Genomic DNA, 17,412 nt, shown 5'->3' with positions numbered 1-17,412 from the left:
GCTAGCCGAGTTCACCGTCGAGTAGTTCGAAAAGCTCGTCTTCGGTCGCGCTTCGGATGTCGTCGTCACGATCACCGGTCGGTTCGGATCCTCCGTCCTCGAGGTCGGCGAGCAGCCGGCGCAGGCGTTTCGCGGACCGGCGCCGGTCTTCGGTGGTTATCGGCATGGTGTCGAACTGTGTGGCAAGGGCTTCGAGCGCTTGCTCGAAGGAACGCTCGGTGTGGTCGGTCGACAGCTGCGCTGCGAGGTGCGCCGCCAAGGTCGTCGGGGTCGGGTAATCGAACGCTGCGGTCGCGGGCAGGGTGAGACCGGATGCATGCGCGAGCCGGTTGCGCAACTCGACGGCGGCCAGTGAGTCGAATCCGAGGTCTAGGAACGACAATTCGGGATCGATCGCCTCGGGTCCGGGATGGCCGAGTACCGCCGCCGCATGCGTGCACACCAGATCCGACAGCAGGCGCCGGCGCTCATCACCGGACAGCACGGAGAGCCGTTCGGCGAGCCGAGCCGCGGCCTGCGCGCTCGGGGCGCCGTCGAGACTCGACGCTGCGGGCACATGGACAAGCCCGCGCAATATCGGCGGCACCGCCCCCAGCGCCGCTGCCTGGGCTTGCATGCCGGGCCGATCGAATCGTGCCGCCACAACCGCCGCGTGCCCGTCCGTCATCGTCGCATCCCAGAGCGACAGTGCCTCCGATGGCGTCATCGCGGCCAGCCCGCCACGGCGCAGCCGTTCCCGACCGGTCTTGTCGAGGCTGCCCGCCATCCCCTCGGTTAGGTCCCACAGTCCCCAAGCGACCGAACGTCCTGGGAGACCGCGCGCGCGTCGGTATTCGGCGAGTGCATCCAAAAACGCGTTCGCCGCAGCGTAATTCGCCTGTCCCGGTGCCCCGATCGTGCCCGCCACCGACGAGAACAGCACAAATCCGGCCAGCTCGAGATCACGCGTCAGTTCGTGCAGATGCCAGGCGCCCTCGGCCTTCGGTGCCAGCACCTTCTCGATCCGGTCCGGCGTCAGCGTCGCGATCACGCCGTCGTCGAGGACGCCTGCCGCGTGCACGACTGCGGTCAATGGATGTGCCCTGTCGATATTCGCGAGGGCCTGCGCGATCGACGACCGATCCGTCACGTCGCACGCCACCCATCGGACGTGTGCTCCATATTCGGCCAGTTCGGCCGTGACCTGTCCCGCATTGTCGGTCGCACTGCCACGCCTGCTCGCCAGCACCAGATGCCGCATGCCGTGCTGGAGCACCAGGTGACGTGCCACCGCGATGCCGAGCGCGCCGCCACCGCCGGTGATCAACACTGTTCCGCCGGTGTCCCACTGCATGCTCGAATCCGGCTCGATATCGGCGGGCACCAGGCGCGGCGACAGGACTCGTCCGTTCCGTACCGCCAGTTGCGATTCCATGCCCGACATCGCGATCGGCCAGACCTTTTCGGCTCCGGAACCGTCGACGTCGACGATGACGAACCGACCTGGATACTCCAGTTGCGCGCTTCGCAACAGTCCCCACACCGGCGCCTGAGCGATACCGGGCAGCGTATCGGCGGCACCGGTCGCGACCGCGCCCTCGGTGACCACCACCAACGGAATCGAGGCCAGCTCGGCGTGTCGCACCCATTCCTGCAACACCTGCACTGTCGCCACCGCAACGTCCCGTGCCGCTGTCGCGCCGACGCCCTTGCGGCACGGCAGCACGACCGCCCGTGGCCGCGACGCATTCGACACCGCGGCGGCCACGCTCGCGACGTCCGCGAACCATCCCATCGCCACTCCGAGATCCTGGGACGGATCGCCGATGCCCCACACCGGTCCCGACTGCGTGGCCGCGGCCGGGACCGGATGCCACTCCACAGCGAACAGCGCGTCTTGATTCCCGTATGCGGCCAACTGTTTTCGCGATACCGCGGCGACACGCACCGATTCGATCGTCGCCAGCGGCTGCCCGACACCGTCGGTCACTGCCGCGGCCAGGCGATCGCCGTCGCGCCGCAGCCGCACTCGCATTCGCGACCCGCCGGTGCGGGCAACCGATACACCCTGGAAAACGAACGGCAGCAGCACCTTTCCGGGTTCGAGAAGATCGCCTGCGGCGGCTATCGCAACGTGGAATGCCGCATCGAGCAGCGCCGGATGAACCCAGACACCTGTTTCGAGATCTGCCGATGCCGCGTCGAGCTCGACGTAGATCTCGTCGCCGCGCCGCCACGCGGCCTGGACGCTCTGGAAGGCGGGGCCGTACTCATACCCGAGGTCAGCCAGTTCGGCGTAGAGATCGGCCACCGGCACCGGCTCCGCATCGGCCGGAGCCCACTGTGCTTCCGGCGACGGAGGGCGCACGGAACCGGCGGGTGCGACCGAACCGGTGGCGTGGCGTTTCCACGATGGCGGTTCGCGATCGCTATCGGGCCTGGAATAGACGACCACCGCGCGATGACCACGCTCGTCCGGTGCGGCAATCTCGACCTGGACCGCTACCGCCACCTCAGCATCGAAGACCAGCGGCGATTCGAGCACCAACTCCTCGATGCCAGGACAGCCCACCAACCGGCCCGCCGCCAACACCAGTTCGACCAGACCCGTACCAGGCAACAGTACCGAACCGAACACCACATGATCAGCAAGCCAAGGCTGCGACACCACCGACAAACGACCGGTCACGACACGCTCACCGGACCCGACCAACGACACCATCGTCGACAACAGCGGGTGATCGACACATTCCTGCCCGAACCCGACGGCATCACTGGCGGGCTCCGCCGGTGACAACCAATAGCGTTGCCGCTGAAAGGCATACGTCGGCAAATCCACCCGCCGCGCACCCGTCCCGGCATAGAACTCAGCCCAATCGACATCGACACCGGCGCAATGCGCTTCGGCGACGGCGCGGACGAGGGTTTCGACCTGATCCCGCCCGCGACGCTGAGTCGCCACCACCGCCTCGGCATCGATCAGCCCGGCGAGCACGGCATCCGGACCGATTTCGAGGAATCGGGTACCGCCCGCCTGCCGAAGTGTGGTGATGCCGTCGGCGAAGCGGACCGGCTCACGCACCTGTCGCACCCAGTACTTCGGATCCACCAACAGGTCCGACTCGACCGCACCGGTCAAGTTGGATGCGATCGGAATATGCGGCGACCGGAACGTTGAATCCGCCACCACACGGCCGAATTCGTCGAGCATGGGTTCCATCAACACCGAGTGGAACGCGTGACTCACCGTCAGCCGACGGGTGCGGCGGTCTACCCAGCGTGCCTCGAGTTCGGCGATGCCCGCCTCCGGTCCCGACACCACCACCGAACCCGGTGCATTGATCGCCGCAACCGAAACCCCATCCGGCAGGTCAGCGCCCACGCCGATCTCATCGACCTCGATTGCCAGCATGGCCCCACCCGCCGGTAGCGCCGCCATCAAACGACCACGGGCAGCCACCAAACGCACCGCGTCCTCGAGTGACAGCACACCGGCCACGTGTGCGGCAGTGATCTCACCGATCGAATGCCCGATCACCAAATCCGGTGTCACACCCCATGATTCGAGCAACCTCGCCAATGCCACCTCGACCGCGAACACACCCAACTGCGTGTTGTCGGTACGGTCCAGGTCCGTGTCGGGATCGAATAACCAAGCCGGGTCACACACCTGACGAACTGATTCCGCGAACGCCGGGAATGCCTCGAACAGTTCACGCCCCATCCCCGCGTACTGCGCCCCCTGCCCCGAGAACACGAACACCGTCTTCCCCCCGACCACCCGGCGCGGCACCACAGCACCCAACTCGGACCGATCCAATACCGCAGCCCGCCACGGCAGATGCGCCCGCGTCGTCGCCAACGAAAACCCCACATCCAACACCGACGCCGACCCCAATGTGGACAGTCGGTCTGCCTGCGCCACAACAGCCTCCGCCGACCGCGCAGAAATCAGCCACGGCACCACCGCGAACCCGGCCCCGGCCCGCAGCGGCGATCCAGTATCCGCTTGCGGCAGCACCCACTCGGTCCCCGATTCCAGCAGCAGCGACTCCGTCCCCGGTTCCAGCAGCGGCGATTCGGTGCCCACCTGCGATGCCCGCCGAGTTCCCGACTGCGACACCCACCCGCCCGCAGCTACCGGTGACGCCAACCCGTCTCCAACTACCGGCGACACCAACTCCGCAGGAGCTTCCTCAACGATCAGATGCGCGTTCGTCCCACTGATCCCAAACGACGACACCCCAGCCCGCCGCGGCCGACCCACCGATGTCCACAACCGCGATTCAGTCAACAACCGCACATCCCCCACCGACCAATCCACATGAGACGACGGCACATCCACATGCAACGTCGCAGGCATCACCCCACGCCGCATCGCCTCCACCACCTTGATCACCCCAGCCACACCCGCAGCCGCCTGCGTGTGCCCCATATTCGACTTGACCGACCCCAACCACACCGGCTCACTCCGACCCTGCCCATACGTCGCCAACAACGCCTGCGCCTCAATCGGATCACCCAACGCCGTACCGGTGCCATGCCCTTCAACCAGATCCACATCAACAGCCGTCAAACCCGCATTGGCCAACGCCGCCCGAATCACCCGCTCCTGCGACGGACCATTCGGCGCCGTCAAACCATTCGACGCACCATCCTGATTCACCGCACTCCCACGAACCACCCCAAGAATCCGATGACCCCTAGCCCGAGCATCCGACAAACGCTCCAACACCAACACACCCGCACCCTCACCCCAACCCACCCCATCAGCCGACTCCGCAAACGACTTACACCGACCATCCGCAGAAAGGGCTCGCTGCCTGGTGAATTCGACGAAGAGCCAAGGCGTCGCCATGATCGTCACACCCCCGGCCAGTGCGACCGCGCACTCGCCGCGCCGCAGCGCCACACACGCCTGATGGATCGCGACCAATGACGACGAGCAAGCCGTGTCCACCGATACCGCAGGTCCTTCGAGGCCGAGAACATAGGCGAGGCGACCCGATACAAGCGATCCGGCGCCACCGATACCGGCGTAGTCATGATGCATCACGCCGGTGAACACCCCGGTGTCGCTGCCCCGCAACGACACCGGGTCGATGCCCGCGTCCTCGAGCGCCTCCCACGCCACCTCGAGCACAATTCGCTGTTGCGGGTCCATCGCCTCGGCCTCGCGCGGCCCGATCCCGAAAAAGCCGGCATCGAAATCGCCCGCGTTGTAAAGGAATCCGCCCGATCGAGTGAACGACCGCCCCGCACCGCCGGTCGGGTCGTACAGATCCGAACGCCAGCCTCGGTCTCGCGGGAACCCGTCGACGACGTCACGTTTCGTCACGACCAGCTCCCAGAGCGCCGCACGGGAATTCACATCGCCGGGATAGCGACAGCCCATGCCGACGATCGCGATCGGTTCGGCGTCACGGCGGCGCAGCGCTGCGATCTCCTTCTGTAGATGCGCGTTCTCCTTGGCGGCCACGCGCAGCGCGTTCAGCAATTCGTCGGTCGAGGTCATGATTGCTCCCGGTCCGGCCGTTGCTGCGAGGTGAGGACGTGGCGGATCAACTCGGCGGAATCCATCTCATCGATCGCGGGCTCATCGCCGATCTCGGGTTCGGCCGGTTCGCTCGGCGTTGCCAGCCGCAGCAATGCATCGAGGATGCCGCTGCTGCGAAGCGTGGCGACGGGAATCGCTGCGAGCCTGCGGCGGATATCGGCGTCGGTCGAGCGGTCCTCGCGCGGCTCGTCGCCGAAACCGAGGCTCTGTGCCAGCCATCCGGACAGTTTGGTGACCGTCGGGTAGTCGAACACGACCGCGACGCCCGCATTCAGTCCGGTGGCGGCTCTGAGCTTGTTCCTGAGTTCGATGGCGGCCAGTGAGTCGAACCCCAGCTCGTTGAACGCGGTTTCGGGATCGATGTCCGACGGTGCGCCGTGCCCGAGTACGTCGGCGACCATTCGGCGCATCAGCTCGCTCAGGTAGTCGCGGCGCTCGTCGCTCGACAGCGCAGCTAGGTTCGCCCGAACGGCCGCGGGCGCGTCGTCGGATTCTGCCCGTCGCCGGGCCGCGGCGGGCACCAGCCCCCGAAGCAGCGCAGGCAGCTCCCCGGGGCCGCGGCGCAGCGCCGACCGGTCGATGTGCGCGGGCAGCACCATCGGGTCGGATCCGGTGACCGCCGCGTCGAACAGCCGCATCGCGGTCTCGGGTGCGAGCGGCAGAACGCCGCTACGGCGGATGCGCTGCTGCTGTAGGCCGGTGAGCGCCAAACCCATTCGCGCGCCCTCCCATGGACCCCACGCCATCGAAGTCGCGGGCAGGCCGGCCGCCCGACGATGCGCGGCGAGCGCGTCGAGGAATACGTTGGCCGCCGCGTAGCCGCCCTGGCCGATCGGCAGGATCGTCCCACCAACCGACGAGAACAGGACGAACAGCGCGAGATTCGCATCTTTGGTCAGCTCGTGCAGGTGCCAGGCGCCGTCGACCTTGGCCGCGAATACGGTGTCGAGTCGCTCGTCTGTAAGCGAGCCGACGACTCCGTCGTCGAGCACACCGGCCGTATGCACCACACCGACCAGAGGCCGTGTCGCGGGAATGCCGGCAAGCAACGCGCCCACCGCATCTCGATCCGCGATATCGCAGGCGACGATATCCGCCTCGGCGCCGAGTGCGCGCAAACGGGCCAGCAAGTCGTCGGCCCCGGGTGCTGCGGCACCGCGACGGCCGACGAGCAACAGGTGTCGCGCACCGTGTTGTCGCACCAGATGCTCGGCGACCTGTGCGCCAAGCGCGCCGGTGCCACCTGTGACCAGCACGATGCCAGCCGCAAGATCCGGACCCGCTGTTTTCCGGCCACCGACCGACACGAGCCGAGGCACGAGGTATCGCCCTGCGCGAACAGCGATTTCGGATTCGCCCGTGGCGATCAGCGCACCGACTGACACGTCACTATCGACGTCGGCGAGCACGATCCGGCCCGGTTGCTCGGCCTGCGCCGAGCGGATCAGGCCCCAAGCAGCCGCAGCCGCGAGATCCGCGACGTCCTCGCCGGGCAACGCCATCGCGCCGTCGGTCAGCACCAATAGGCGGCTGTCGGCGAATTTGTCCTCGCTCAGAAACGCTTGCAGGACAGTAAGCATCCGCCCGACCGTCGCACGGACCCGCACCGGCATCGCCTCTGATCCGCCTGCGCAATGAGCGACGACCACCGGCGCGACGTGGTCGGATGTCGCGGCCTCTTCCCACGGCTGCCATACGGTGCCCTCGTCGATACCGACATCGACCGGCAGCCATTCGATTCGGAACAGCGAATCATGCTCTGGCGCTTCGCTGCTCAGCTGGTCAACCGAGACGGGACGCGCGACGATCCGGCCAGCGGACAAGACCGGACGCCCGGCTTCGTCGGTGACAACGACCGAGACACCCGCACCGCCGGTCGGATTGATCCGGACCCGAACAGCGCTCGGCCGGGCCGCGTGCAGGGCAATATCCTGCCAGGCGAACGGCAGTGCGGTGATCTCATCGCGCATCGCGAGCAAGCCCGCGTGCAGTACCGCGTCCAGTAGTGCGGGATGGATCCCGAACCCGTCAGGATCACCGGCAGCGGCGGGGAGGACGACGTCGGCACAGATCTCCTCGCCGGATCGCCAAAGCCGTCGCACCCCACGGAAGGCAGGACCGTAGCCGTACCCGCGCTCGGCCAGATGTTGGTAACCGGCCGTGACATCGAGAGCCGTCGCGCCCTCCGGCGGCCAAGCCGACAGATGCGGCACCGGCCCCGCCGTCGAATTCACCAGCGTTCCTTCGGCATGCAGCGTCCAGTCCCGCACCCGGTCACGTCGCGAGTAGACCGCGATCGCGCGATGCCCGTCGGTATCCACGCCGTCGACGACGACCTGCAGCGCAACACCACCCGTCTCTGGAATCGGCAGCGGTGCCCGAATCGTCATGTCCCGCACGGCGGAACAATCGACTTCGTCGCCGGCACGCACCATCAGTTCGACGAATCCGGCACCGGGCAGCAATGCGCGGCCGAAGATGCGGTGCTCGGCCAGCCACGGCTGCGATTGCAGGGAGAGCCGTCCGGTCAGTACGACGCCACCGGAGGCGGGCGATTCCACGACCGCGCCGACCAACGGGTGTCCGGAGGATGCGAGACCGGCGCCCGTCACGTCGCGGCCCGCGGACACCGCCCAGAAGTGTTGCCGCTGGAATGGATACAACGGCAGGTCGACGCGGCGCGCGTCGGTGCCCGCGAAATAGCGGGCCCAGTCCACCGCACCGCCGGTGACGTCGAAGCGGGCGAGCCCGGTTACCAGCGACTCGATCTCGTCGCCGTCGCCGCGCAGCAGCGGCACCGGTACGACCTCAGCATCGACAGCGGCGATCATCGCGGTCAATGCGGCCCCATGGCCCACCTCGACGAACCGTACCGCGCCGTCGGCGGCCGCAGCGGCGACACTGTCCGCGAACAGAACTGGTTGTCGCAGCTGCCGTCGCCAGTACCGTGGCGTACCGAAATCCTCGGGCGCGAATTTGCCGGTCAGGGTCGATACGACCGGCAACTGTTGCGCACCGACGATGATATCCGCGACGACAGCGGTGAACTCATCGAGAATCGAATCCATGGCCGCCGAGTGGAAGGCATGGGAGACCGCGAGCCTGGTGGTCTTCCAGTCGCGACGGGCGAATTCCGCCGCTGTCGTCGCCAATCCGTCGGCATCGCCCGAAAGCACCACGGCAGCTGGTCCGTTCACCGCGGCGATCTCGACACCGCCCGGCAGCAGCGACAGCACTTCGTCCGCGCTCGCCGCGACGGCGAGCATCGCGCCGCCGGTGGGCAGCGCCTGCATCAGCCTGCCGCGCGCGGCGACGACCCTCGCGGCATCTTCCAGCGACAGAACCCCAGCAACGTGAGCGGCGGCAATCTCGCCGACCGAATGACCGAGGACAAGATCCGGCACGACGCCCCACGATTCGAGCAGTGCGGCCAGCGCGACCTCGACAGCGAACAAGCCGCTCTGCGCGAACATCGTCTGCGTCAGCGCCTGTTCGTCCACACCCCAGAGCACGGACCGCAACTCAACGGGCAGGTGCTGCTCGACGGCAGCAACCGCATCGTCGAACACCGTGCGGAATACCGGGAACGCCTCGTGCAGCCTGCGTCCCATTCCCAGCCGCTGTGTGCCTTGGCCTGGGAAAGCGAATACTGTCTTCCCCGATATCGCGTGGCCCACCATCGGATCGGCAAGCGCCGCAAGCAATTGCGCGCGGCTGGCGCCTACCGCGACGGCCCGGTGCTCGAGCCTGGCGCGGTCCGCGAGGGACACACCGATATCGGCCGGAGTGGGCTCCGGTGTGGCCACGACCCGGTCTCGAATCCGGTCCACCTGCGAGGTAAGCGCTGCCGCGGTCTTCCCGGAGATCACCCACGGCACGACAGGCGGTGGCGGCACCTCGCGGGCCGGGATCGGCTCGGCCGGTGGCTCTTCCAGGATCACATGGGCATTGGTGCCGCTGATGCCGAACGACGACACCGCGGCGCGGCGCGGCCGCTCCCCCTTCGGCCACGGCCGCGATTCGGTGAGCAGCCGCACGGTTCCGGCGGACCAGTCGACGTGCGGGCTCGGCGCATCGACGTGCAGTGTCGAAGGCATCGTTTTGTGCCGCATGGCCATCGCCACCTTGATTACGCCGGTGATGCCCGCGGCGGCCTGCGTGTGTCCGACGTTCGACTTGATCGAACCCAGCCAGATCGGCCGATCCCGCTTGCTGCCGTACGCCGCGACGAGCGCGCGCGCTTCGATCGGGTCACCGAGCGTCGTTCCGGTACCGTGGCCCTCGACGACGTCGATATCGTCGGCGTCGAGCCCGGCGTTGGCCAGAGCGGCGCGGATCACCCGTTCCTGCGCTGGTCCGTTCGGTGCGGTCAGCCCGTTGCTGGTGCCGTCCTGATTCACCGCTGACCCTCGCACGACCGCCAGGATGCGCCTGCCGTTGCGCCGGGCGCTCGACAGCCGTTCGACCACAACCATTGCCGCGCCTTCGGACCAGCCGACTCCGTCGGCCGCGGCGGCGTAGGACTTGCAGCGACCGTCCGGTGAAAGCCCGCGCTGCCGCGACATTTCGACGAAGACACCGGGCGTCGCCATGACCGAAACACCACCGACCAGAGCAAGACCGCATTCACCGGCCCGCAACGCCGCCACCGCCTGGTGCAGTGCCACCAGCGACGAGGAGCACGCGGTGTCGACGGTGACCGCCGGACCGGTCAGGCCGAGCGAGTAGGCGGTCCGGCCGGAGACTATCGACCCCAGCTGGTTCATCTGCCCGTAGTCGTGGTACATCACACCCGCGAAAACACCGGTATCGCTGCCCCGCAACGAGGTCGGATCGAGCCGCGCGTCCTCGAGCGCCTCCCACGAAACCTCGAGCAGCAACCGCTGCTGTGGGTCGGCGGCGAGGGCTTCGCGCGGGCTGATGCCGAAGAATCCGGCATCGAAATCGCCCGCGTTGTAGAGGAACCCGCCCTCCCGCACATAGGATCGGCCTACCGCGTCCGGGTCGGGATCGTAGAGGTCGGGGTCCCAGCCGCGGTCGACCGGGAAGGCACCGATCGCGTCGCGGCCGTCGGCGACCAGGTCCCACAGTTGATCTCGCGTCGTCACGCCGCCGGGCAGGCGGCAGGCCGCTCCGACGATCGCGATGGGTTCGGCGAGTGCGGCCGTCAACCGCTGATTCGTTGCCCGCAGTTCGTCGTTTTCCAGGACCGAACGCCGTAGCGCCTCGACCAACCGGGTATCCGAGCCGCTCATGCCGGACCGTCCGGATCACCGAGGACCATGCGGATCAGGCTCTCCTCATCCATATTTCGGATCTGCTCGGCCCGGCGGCCCACCACCTCGACCGGTGCGGTCGCAACACCGGCCAGATCGAGCAACTGGTCGAGCAATCCGGCCGTGCGGAGCCGGTCGAGCGGAATCGCGCCGATCGCCGCACGGATCCGTTCGTCCGTGTCGACGGCCGGATCATCGTCACGCCCGTCGAATTCGGCGGCGAGGTATTCGCCGATCGCCGCAGGCGTCGGATAGTCGAAAACGACCGTGGCGGCAATGTCGACGCCGGTCGCCGCTCGCATCCGGTTGCGCAGCTGCACCGCCGCGAGCGAGTCGAACCCCATCTCCTGGAACGGCCGATCCGGCGCGATCGCGGCGGGGCCCGGATGCCCGAGAACCGCTGCGGTGTGCGTGCGGACGAGTTGGAGGATCTCCGCACGACGTTTCGCGGGTGAAAGATCGCCGAACATGACTGCTGCGCCTGCGATGGGGCGCTGACTCGGCGCCAGCGCCGCGAAGATCGGCGGCAGGTCGGAGCCGGGGTCCGCGGCCGCGAGATCCAGGCCGACGGGCACGACGACCGGCTGCCGCGCGTGCAGCGCCCGGTCGAAGGCGGCCAGCGCGGCCGCGGGGGCCAGATCACGAATACCGATGCGGGCCAAGCGTTTGCGCGCCGCGTCGTCCAGTCGCCCGCTCATACCGCTTTCCCACGGTCCGAATGCCATCGCGACACCGACCGCACCGTGTGCCCGGCGGTATGCCGCGAGCGCGTCGAGATATGCGTTGGCGGCGGCATAGTTACCCTGTCCCGGAGCGCCGAGCACGCCCGCGGCCGAAGAAATGAGCACGAACATCGACAGGTTCGACCGCGCGGTCGCTTCGTGCAGATTCCATGCACCCGCCACCTTCGGCGCCAAAACCGTATCGAGTCGCTCGGGGGTCAGGGATGTGATGACGCCGTCGTCCAGGATGCCTGCGGCGTGGACCACGCCGATGAGCGGCCGTTCGGCGACGATCGCGGACACCAACTGTTCCACCGCATTCCGGTCCGCGAGGTCGCAGCGCTCGACCCGCACGAGCGCGCCCGCCGCGCGGAGTTCATCGGCAACGGTCGTCGCGGCCCCGTGACGGCTCGCCAGCACGATGTCGCGAACTCCGTGCGCTGCGACGAGATGCCGTGCGATCGCAGTACCGACATCTCCTGTGCCACCAGCGATCAGCACCGCCCCATCGGTCAGCGGCTCAGGTGATACCGGGTCGGCCGGTGCCATCCGCACCAGGCGCGCTACCCGGATCACATCGCCGCGCAATATGATCTGCGGTTCTGCTGGGGCGACCACTCGCGCGACAGATTCGTCGTCGATATCGACGTCGATATCGGCGAGCAGGAACCGATCCGGATGCTCCGCCTGCGCCGACCGCACCAGCCCCCACACAGCGGCACCGGCGAGATCGATGACGCCATCGCCGGGAAGGTCGACCGCACCGCAGGTGACCACGAGCAGCCGAGCACGCGCGTACCGATCGTCACTCATGCACTCCTGCAACATCTTCAGGGCGGTCAGCGTTGCGGACTGCACATCGGACGGGAGCGCTGGCGCGGTACGCCGGAAGTCGGCGACAACGACATCGGGTACCGTGTCGCCGCCCCACGCCCCCCAGGTCACCGGAACGGTCGAGGGCGCCTCGACCGGCCGCCAGTCGACCACATGCAGTGTCCGGTCGAGCCGATCGACCGAGGCCCGACGCATCGTCAACGACCGCACCGACAGCACTGGGACATCCGCATCGTCGGTGATATCGATCGCCACGCCGCTCGGCCCCACGGGGGTGAGCCGGGCACGCACGGCACCGCGGCCGAACGATTGCGCCACAACACCGTCCCAGGCGAACGGCACCATCGGTTCGAGCACATCCGTACCGTGCGCGAACGCCTGCGTATGCAGTACCGCATCGAGCAGAGCCGGATGCGTCACGAATTGCGCGGCAGCGGCGCTGATCTCCTCCGCCGCTGCCTCGGCGAACCACACGTCGCCGCGCCGCCACACCCGACGCAGCCCGCGAAACGCGGGGCCGTACTCGAGGCCCGCGTCGGTGAGCCGGTCATAGATCCCGGCCGCGTCGACCTCTACCGCCCCGCCAGGTGGCCAGTCGCCGAATCCCGCGAAGCCCGCTTCGGCTTGTTGCTCCGCGAGTACACCTTCCGCATGGCAGATCCAGGCGCCAGCGGAGTTCGCGTAAACCGCGAATGCCCGCACGCCGGTCCCGTCATCGGCACGCACCGACACCTGCACCGTGACCGAACCCGACTCCGGAATCGCCAGCGGTGTCAGTAGCGTCAGGTCACGCACCACGGGGTACCCGCACGCCGCGCCCGCCCGCAGTGCCAGCTCCACGAAACCCGTTGCCGGATAAAGCACGTGGCCCAGAACGCGATGATCGGCCAGCCACGGCTGCGCCAGTAAGGACAGCTGTCCGGTCAGACGCGCTCCGCCGGTGTCGGGTTCCTCGATCACCGCCGTCAGGACCGGATGTGAGAGTCCGGCATCCGAGCGGCCGTGCGGCGATGGTGTCAGCCAATAGCGTTGCCGATCGAAGGCATACGGCGGCAGGTCCACTCGGCGCGCACCGGTGCCAGCGAAGACGGCCGCCCAATCCACCGCGACGCCCGCGGTGAACAACCGAGCGACCCCGGCCATGATCGACCGCACCTCGGACTGGTCGCGCCGCAGCAACGCGACCGTCACCGCGGCCGCGGGATCGACCGTCTCGGCGACCATCGCCGAGGCCGAACTACCCGGCCCGATCTCGACGAATCGGGTGCCACCGGCGGCCACCGCGGCCGCGACGTCATCGCCGAATCGAACCGACTCCCGAACCTGCCGCACCCAATAGTCCGGATCGGTGAACAGCTCGGACTCGAACCGTCCGGTGATGTTGGACGCGATCGGTATCCGCGGCGGCCGAAACGTCAACTTCCGCACGATAGTGTCGAATTCGGCCAGCATCGGCGCCATCGACTCGGAATGGAACGCATGCGACACGCGCAATCGCCGCGTGCGCCGGTCGGCCCACCGCGACTCGAGTTCGGCGATCGCGGCCGCCGGACCGGACACTACGACCGCCCCGGGCGCATTCACCGCCGCCACCGAAATCCCGCTCGGCAGCGCGCCGACCTCGTCGATGTCGACGGCCAGCATCGCACCGTCCGCAGGCAGGGCCGCCATGAGTCGGCCGCGTGCGGTCACCAATTCCACGGCATCCGCTAGCGACAAGACCCCGGCGACATGCGCCGCGGTGATCTCGCCGATCGAATGCCCGATGAGCAGATCCGGCGTGATGCCCCAGGACTCGAGCAGCCGGAACAAGGCGGTTTCGACGGCGAACAGTGCAAGCTGGGTATGGTCGGTTCGGTCGAGATCGGTGCCCGGGTCGAACAGCCATGCGGGGTCGCAGATCGCACGCACCGCATCCGCGAACACCGGGAAGGTCTCGAACAGCTCCGTGGCCATCCCGGCCCGCTGCGCACCCTGCCCGGGAAAGACGAAAACCGTTTCACCCGAAAGCCCCCGCGCCGCAATGATTTCGGACAATCCCGCGGCCAGTTCCGCGCGATCGGCGCCGACCACGACCGCTCGGCACTCGAACCGCGTCCGTCGGGCCAGGGCCGCGCCGACATCGAGTGCCGACGCTTCGGGATTGTCGGCCAGCCACCGGAGCAGCCGATCGGCTTGCGCGGCAACGGCTCCCGCGGTCCGACCGGACAGCACCCATGGCACGACCGGCAGCGACCGGGTCGATTCGGGTTCGGGTACAGGCGTCGGCGCTTCCTCCACGATCACATGCGCGTTGGTACCGCTGATCCCGAACGACGACACCCCCGCACGCCGCGGTCGACCGTCCACCGGCTCCCACGGTCGCGCTTCGGTCAGCAGCCTGATATTGCCTTCGCGCCAATCCACCTGCGCCGACGGCGCATTCACATGGAGCGTGCGTGGCAGCACCCGATGCCGCATCGCCTCGACCATCTTGATCACACCTGCCATACCGGCCGCGGCCTGGGAGTGCGCGATATTCGATTTCACCGAGCCCAACCACATCGGCCGCTCCCGGCCACGGCCGTAGGTGGCCAGCAACGCCTGCGCCTCGATCGGATCGCCGAGCGTCGTTCCGGTGCCGTGCCCCTCGACAATGTCGACATCCGCCGGCGACAGTCCGGCATTCGCCAGCGCGGCTCGGATCACGCGTTCCTGCGACGGGCCATTGGGCGCGGTCAGTCCGTTACTGCCCCCATCCTGGTTGACCGCACTGCCACGGATAACGCCGAGCACCCGATGCCCATTGGCTTCGGCGTCCGAGAGTCGTTCCAGGACAAGCACTCCGGCGCCCTCGCCCCACGACACGCCGTCGGCGGAATCGGCGAACGACTTACAACGGCCGTCCGGTGCGAGCCCCCGCTGTCGGCCGAAGTCGGTGAACATTGTCGGTGTCGTCAACACGGTCACCCCACCCACCAATGCCAGGCCACATTCGGCCGCCCGCAGTGCGGCGCATGCCTGGTGGATGGCGACCAGCGACGACGAGCATGCGGTGTCGAGGGATACCGCAGGCCCGACCAAGCCCAAGGTGTAGGCCACTCGACCCGACACGATGCTGGGCAGATTGCCGCTGATCCGGTAACCGTCGAGCCCGTCGTCGTCATTATCCAGTCCGTACACGCAGCCGCTGACGCCGGCGAAGACGCCGGTATCGCTGCCCCGCAACGACATCGCGTCGATACCGGCGTCCTCGAGCGCCTCCCAGACGACCTCGAGCAGCACCCGCTGTTGCGGATCCATCGCCAGCGCCTCACGCGGGCTGATCCGGAAGAACTCGGCATCGAATTCCGCGGCGTCATAGAGAAACGCACCGGCCCGCGTGTACGTTTTGCCGTGCGTATCCGGGTCAGGGTCGTACAGGTCGCCCCAGCCGCGGTCGGTCGGGAAATCGCCGACAACGTCGCGTTCGTCGGCAACCAACTGCCACAGCGCCGCCCGCGATCCAACACCACCCGGGAACCGACAGCCGACGCCCACGATCGCGATCGGGCCCTGCAACTGTTCGAACTGCTTGAGGCGCCGCTTCGTGCTCTGCAATTCGAGGGTCAACCGTTTGAGGTAGGCGAGTGTCTTCTCGTCGCGATTGGTCACAGCCGCGCCTCACTAACGGTCGGCGTCGCTGCGACCGTTGGTGCTGTACTGATGGTTCCCTCGCTGCGCTCGGTCACAGCAGCTCCTCATCGATGAGTTCGAACATCTCGTCGAAGCCTGCCTCCTCGATCGCCTCCGCGGAGATCGCGTCTTGCTCTACTGCGGCGTCGAGTTCGTTCAGCGCGCGGGTGAGCCTGGCCGAGATCGCCTTTCGAGTGTCGTCGTCGAGCGATCGGTCACGCAGTAGCGCCAGCGTGCGATCCAGCGTCGACAAGATCTCGGTGTCATCCTCAGCGGCGGCGTGTCCGAGCCGCGCCATCAGATACTCGGCGATGGCGGTCGGCGTCGGCTGATCGAAGACAGTGGTCGCTGGAAGCTGGAGCCCGGTCGCGGCTGCGAGGCGGTTGCGGAGTTCGACCGATGTCAGCGAATCGAACCCGAGTTCACGGAAGTTCACATCGGTGTCGACCTGTTCGGGACCGCGGTGCCCGAGTACGGCCGCGACCTGTGATCGCACCAGCTCCAGCAACCGCTTGGCCTGCTGCTCGGGCGTCAGCCCGGCGAGCTGTACCCCCCGATCCGCGAACGTGCCGGTATCGGCGGGCGGCCGACCGCCCAGCAACGGGCGCACCATCGGATGCAGCGCGGCCATATCCGCCGCTCCGGCCGGACGGAATTCGGCCGCCACGATCGACGGTGCGGGCTGGCTCACGGCCGCATCGAACATCGCCAGCCCGGCTTCGACACTCAGCGGTGCCAGACCCTCTCGGCCGATCCGCGCGGCATCGGCGGTGTCCACTGTGGCGCCCATCCCGGATTCGGTCGTCCACAGGCCCCAATCGATCGACACCGCCGCCAGCCCCGACCGCTGCCGCAACGCCGCCAGCTCGTCCAGAAAGGCATTCGCCGCGGCGTAATTCGCCTGTCCGGGCGAACCGAGCACACCGGCGACCGAGGAGAACAGCACGAACCACGCCAAATCCAGCCCACGCGTCAACTCGTGCAAATGCCACGCAGCATCAGCCTTCGGCGCCAAAACATTCCGCAATCGCTCCGGCGTCAGCGCCGCAACCATGCCGTCGTCGAGCACCCCTGCGGCATGCACCACGCCTGTCAAGGGGTGGGTGGACGGTATCGCGGCCAGCATGCGCGCGCATGCGTCACGATCAGCTACGTCGCATGCCAGCACCTGCACGGTCGCGCCCGACGCGGTAAGTTCCGCCTGCAGTTCCAGCGCTCCGGTCGCTTCCGGCCCTCGGCGGCTGGCCAGCACAAGATTGCGCACCCCATGTGTAGTCACCAGATGCCGCGCCAAAAGCGCACCCAACCCACCCGTACCACCAGTAATCAGCACCGTCCCACCCGGATCCGGCCGCCGCGGCACCCTCAACACGATCTTCCCCACATGACG

General features: G+C 67.9%; 4 protein-coding genes. All 4 read right to left on the bottom strand.

Annotation, left to right across the window (positions count from 1 at the left end; translation table 11 throughout):
- Position 1: 1 nt before the first annotated feature.
- Positions 2–5,494, bottom strand: a complete 5,493-nt coding sequence (locus ACIBG0_RS34070; protein WP_397038308.1) for a type I polyketide synthase — start codon at positions 5,492–5,494, stop codon at positions 2–4.
- Positions 5,491–10,791 carry an SDR family NAD(P)-dependent oxidoreductase gene (locus ACIBG0_RS34065; RefSeq protein WP_397038306.1) on the bottom strand — a complete coding sequence of 1,767 codons (5,301 nt, stop codon included), beginning with the start codon at positions 10,789–10,791 and terminating at the stop codon, positions 5,491–5,493. The genes ACIBG0_RS34070 and ACIBG0_RS34065 overlap by 4 nt, the downstream gene beginning before the upstream one ends.
- Entirely contained in the window at positions 10,788–16,001 is a 5,214-nt protein-coding gene (locus tag ACIBG0_RS34060; RefSeq protein ID WP_397038304.1) for a type I polyketide synthase, read from the bottom strand. Before ACIBG0_RS34060 ends, ACIBG0_RS34065 begins: the two co-directional genes overlap by 4 nt.
- A 73-nt stretch (positions 16,002–16,074) precedes the next feature.
- Positions 16,075–17,412, bottom strand: a 1,338-nt coding sequence (locus ACIBG0_RS34055) for a type I polyketide synthase (RefSeq protein WP_397038303.1), incomplete at its 5' end; no start/stop codon positions are given.

The sequence above is a fragment of the Nocardia sp. NPDC050630 genome, from assembly GCF_044457245.1.
GTDB lineage: Bacteria > Actinomycetota > Actinomycetes > Mycobacteriales > Mycobacteriaceae > Nocardia.
This window is presented reverse-complemented; position numbering and strand designations above follow the sequence as displayed.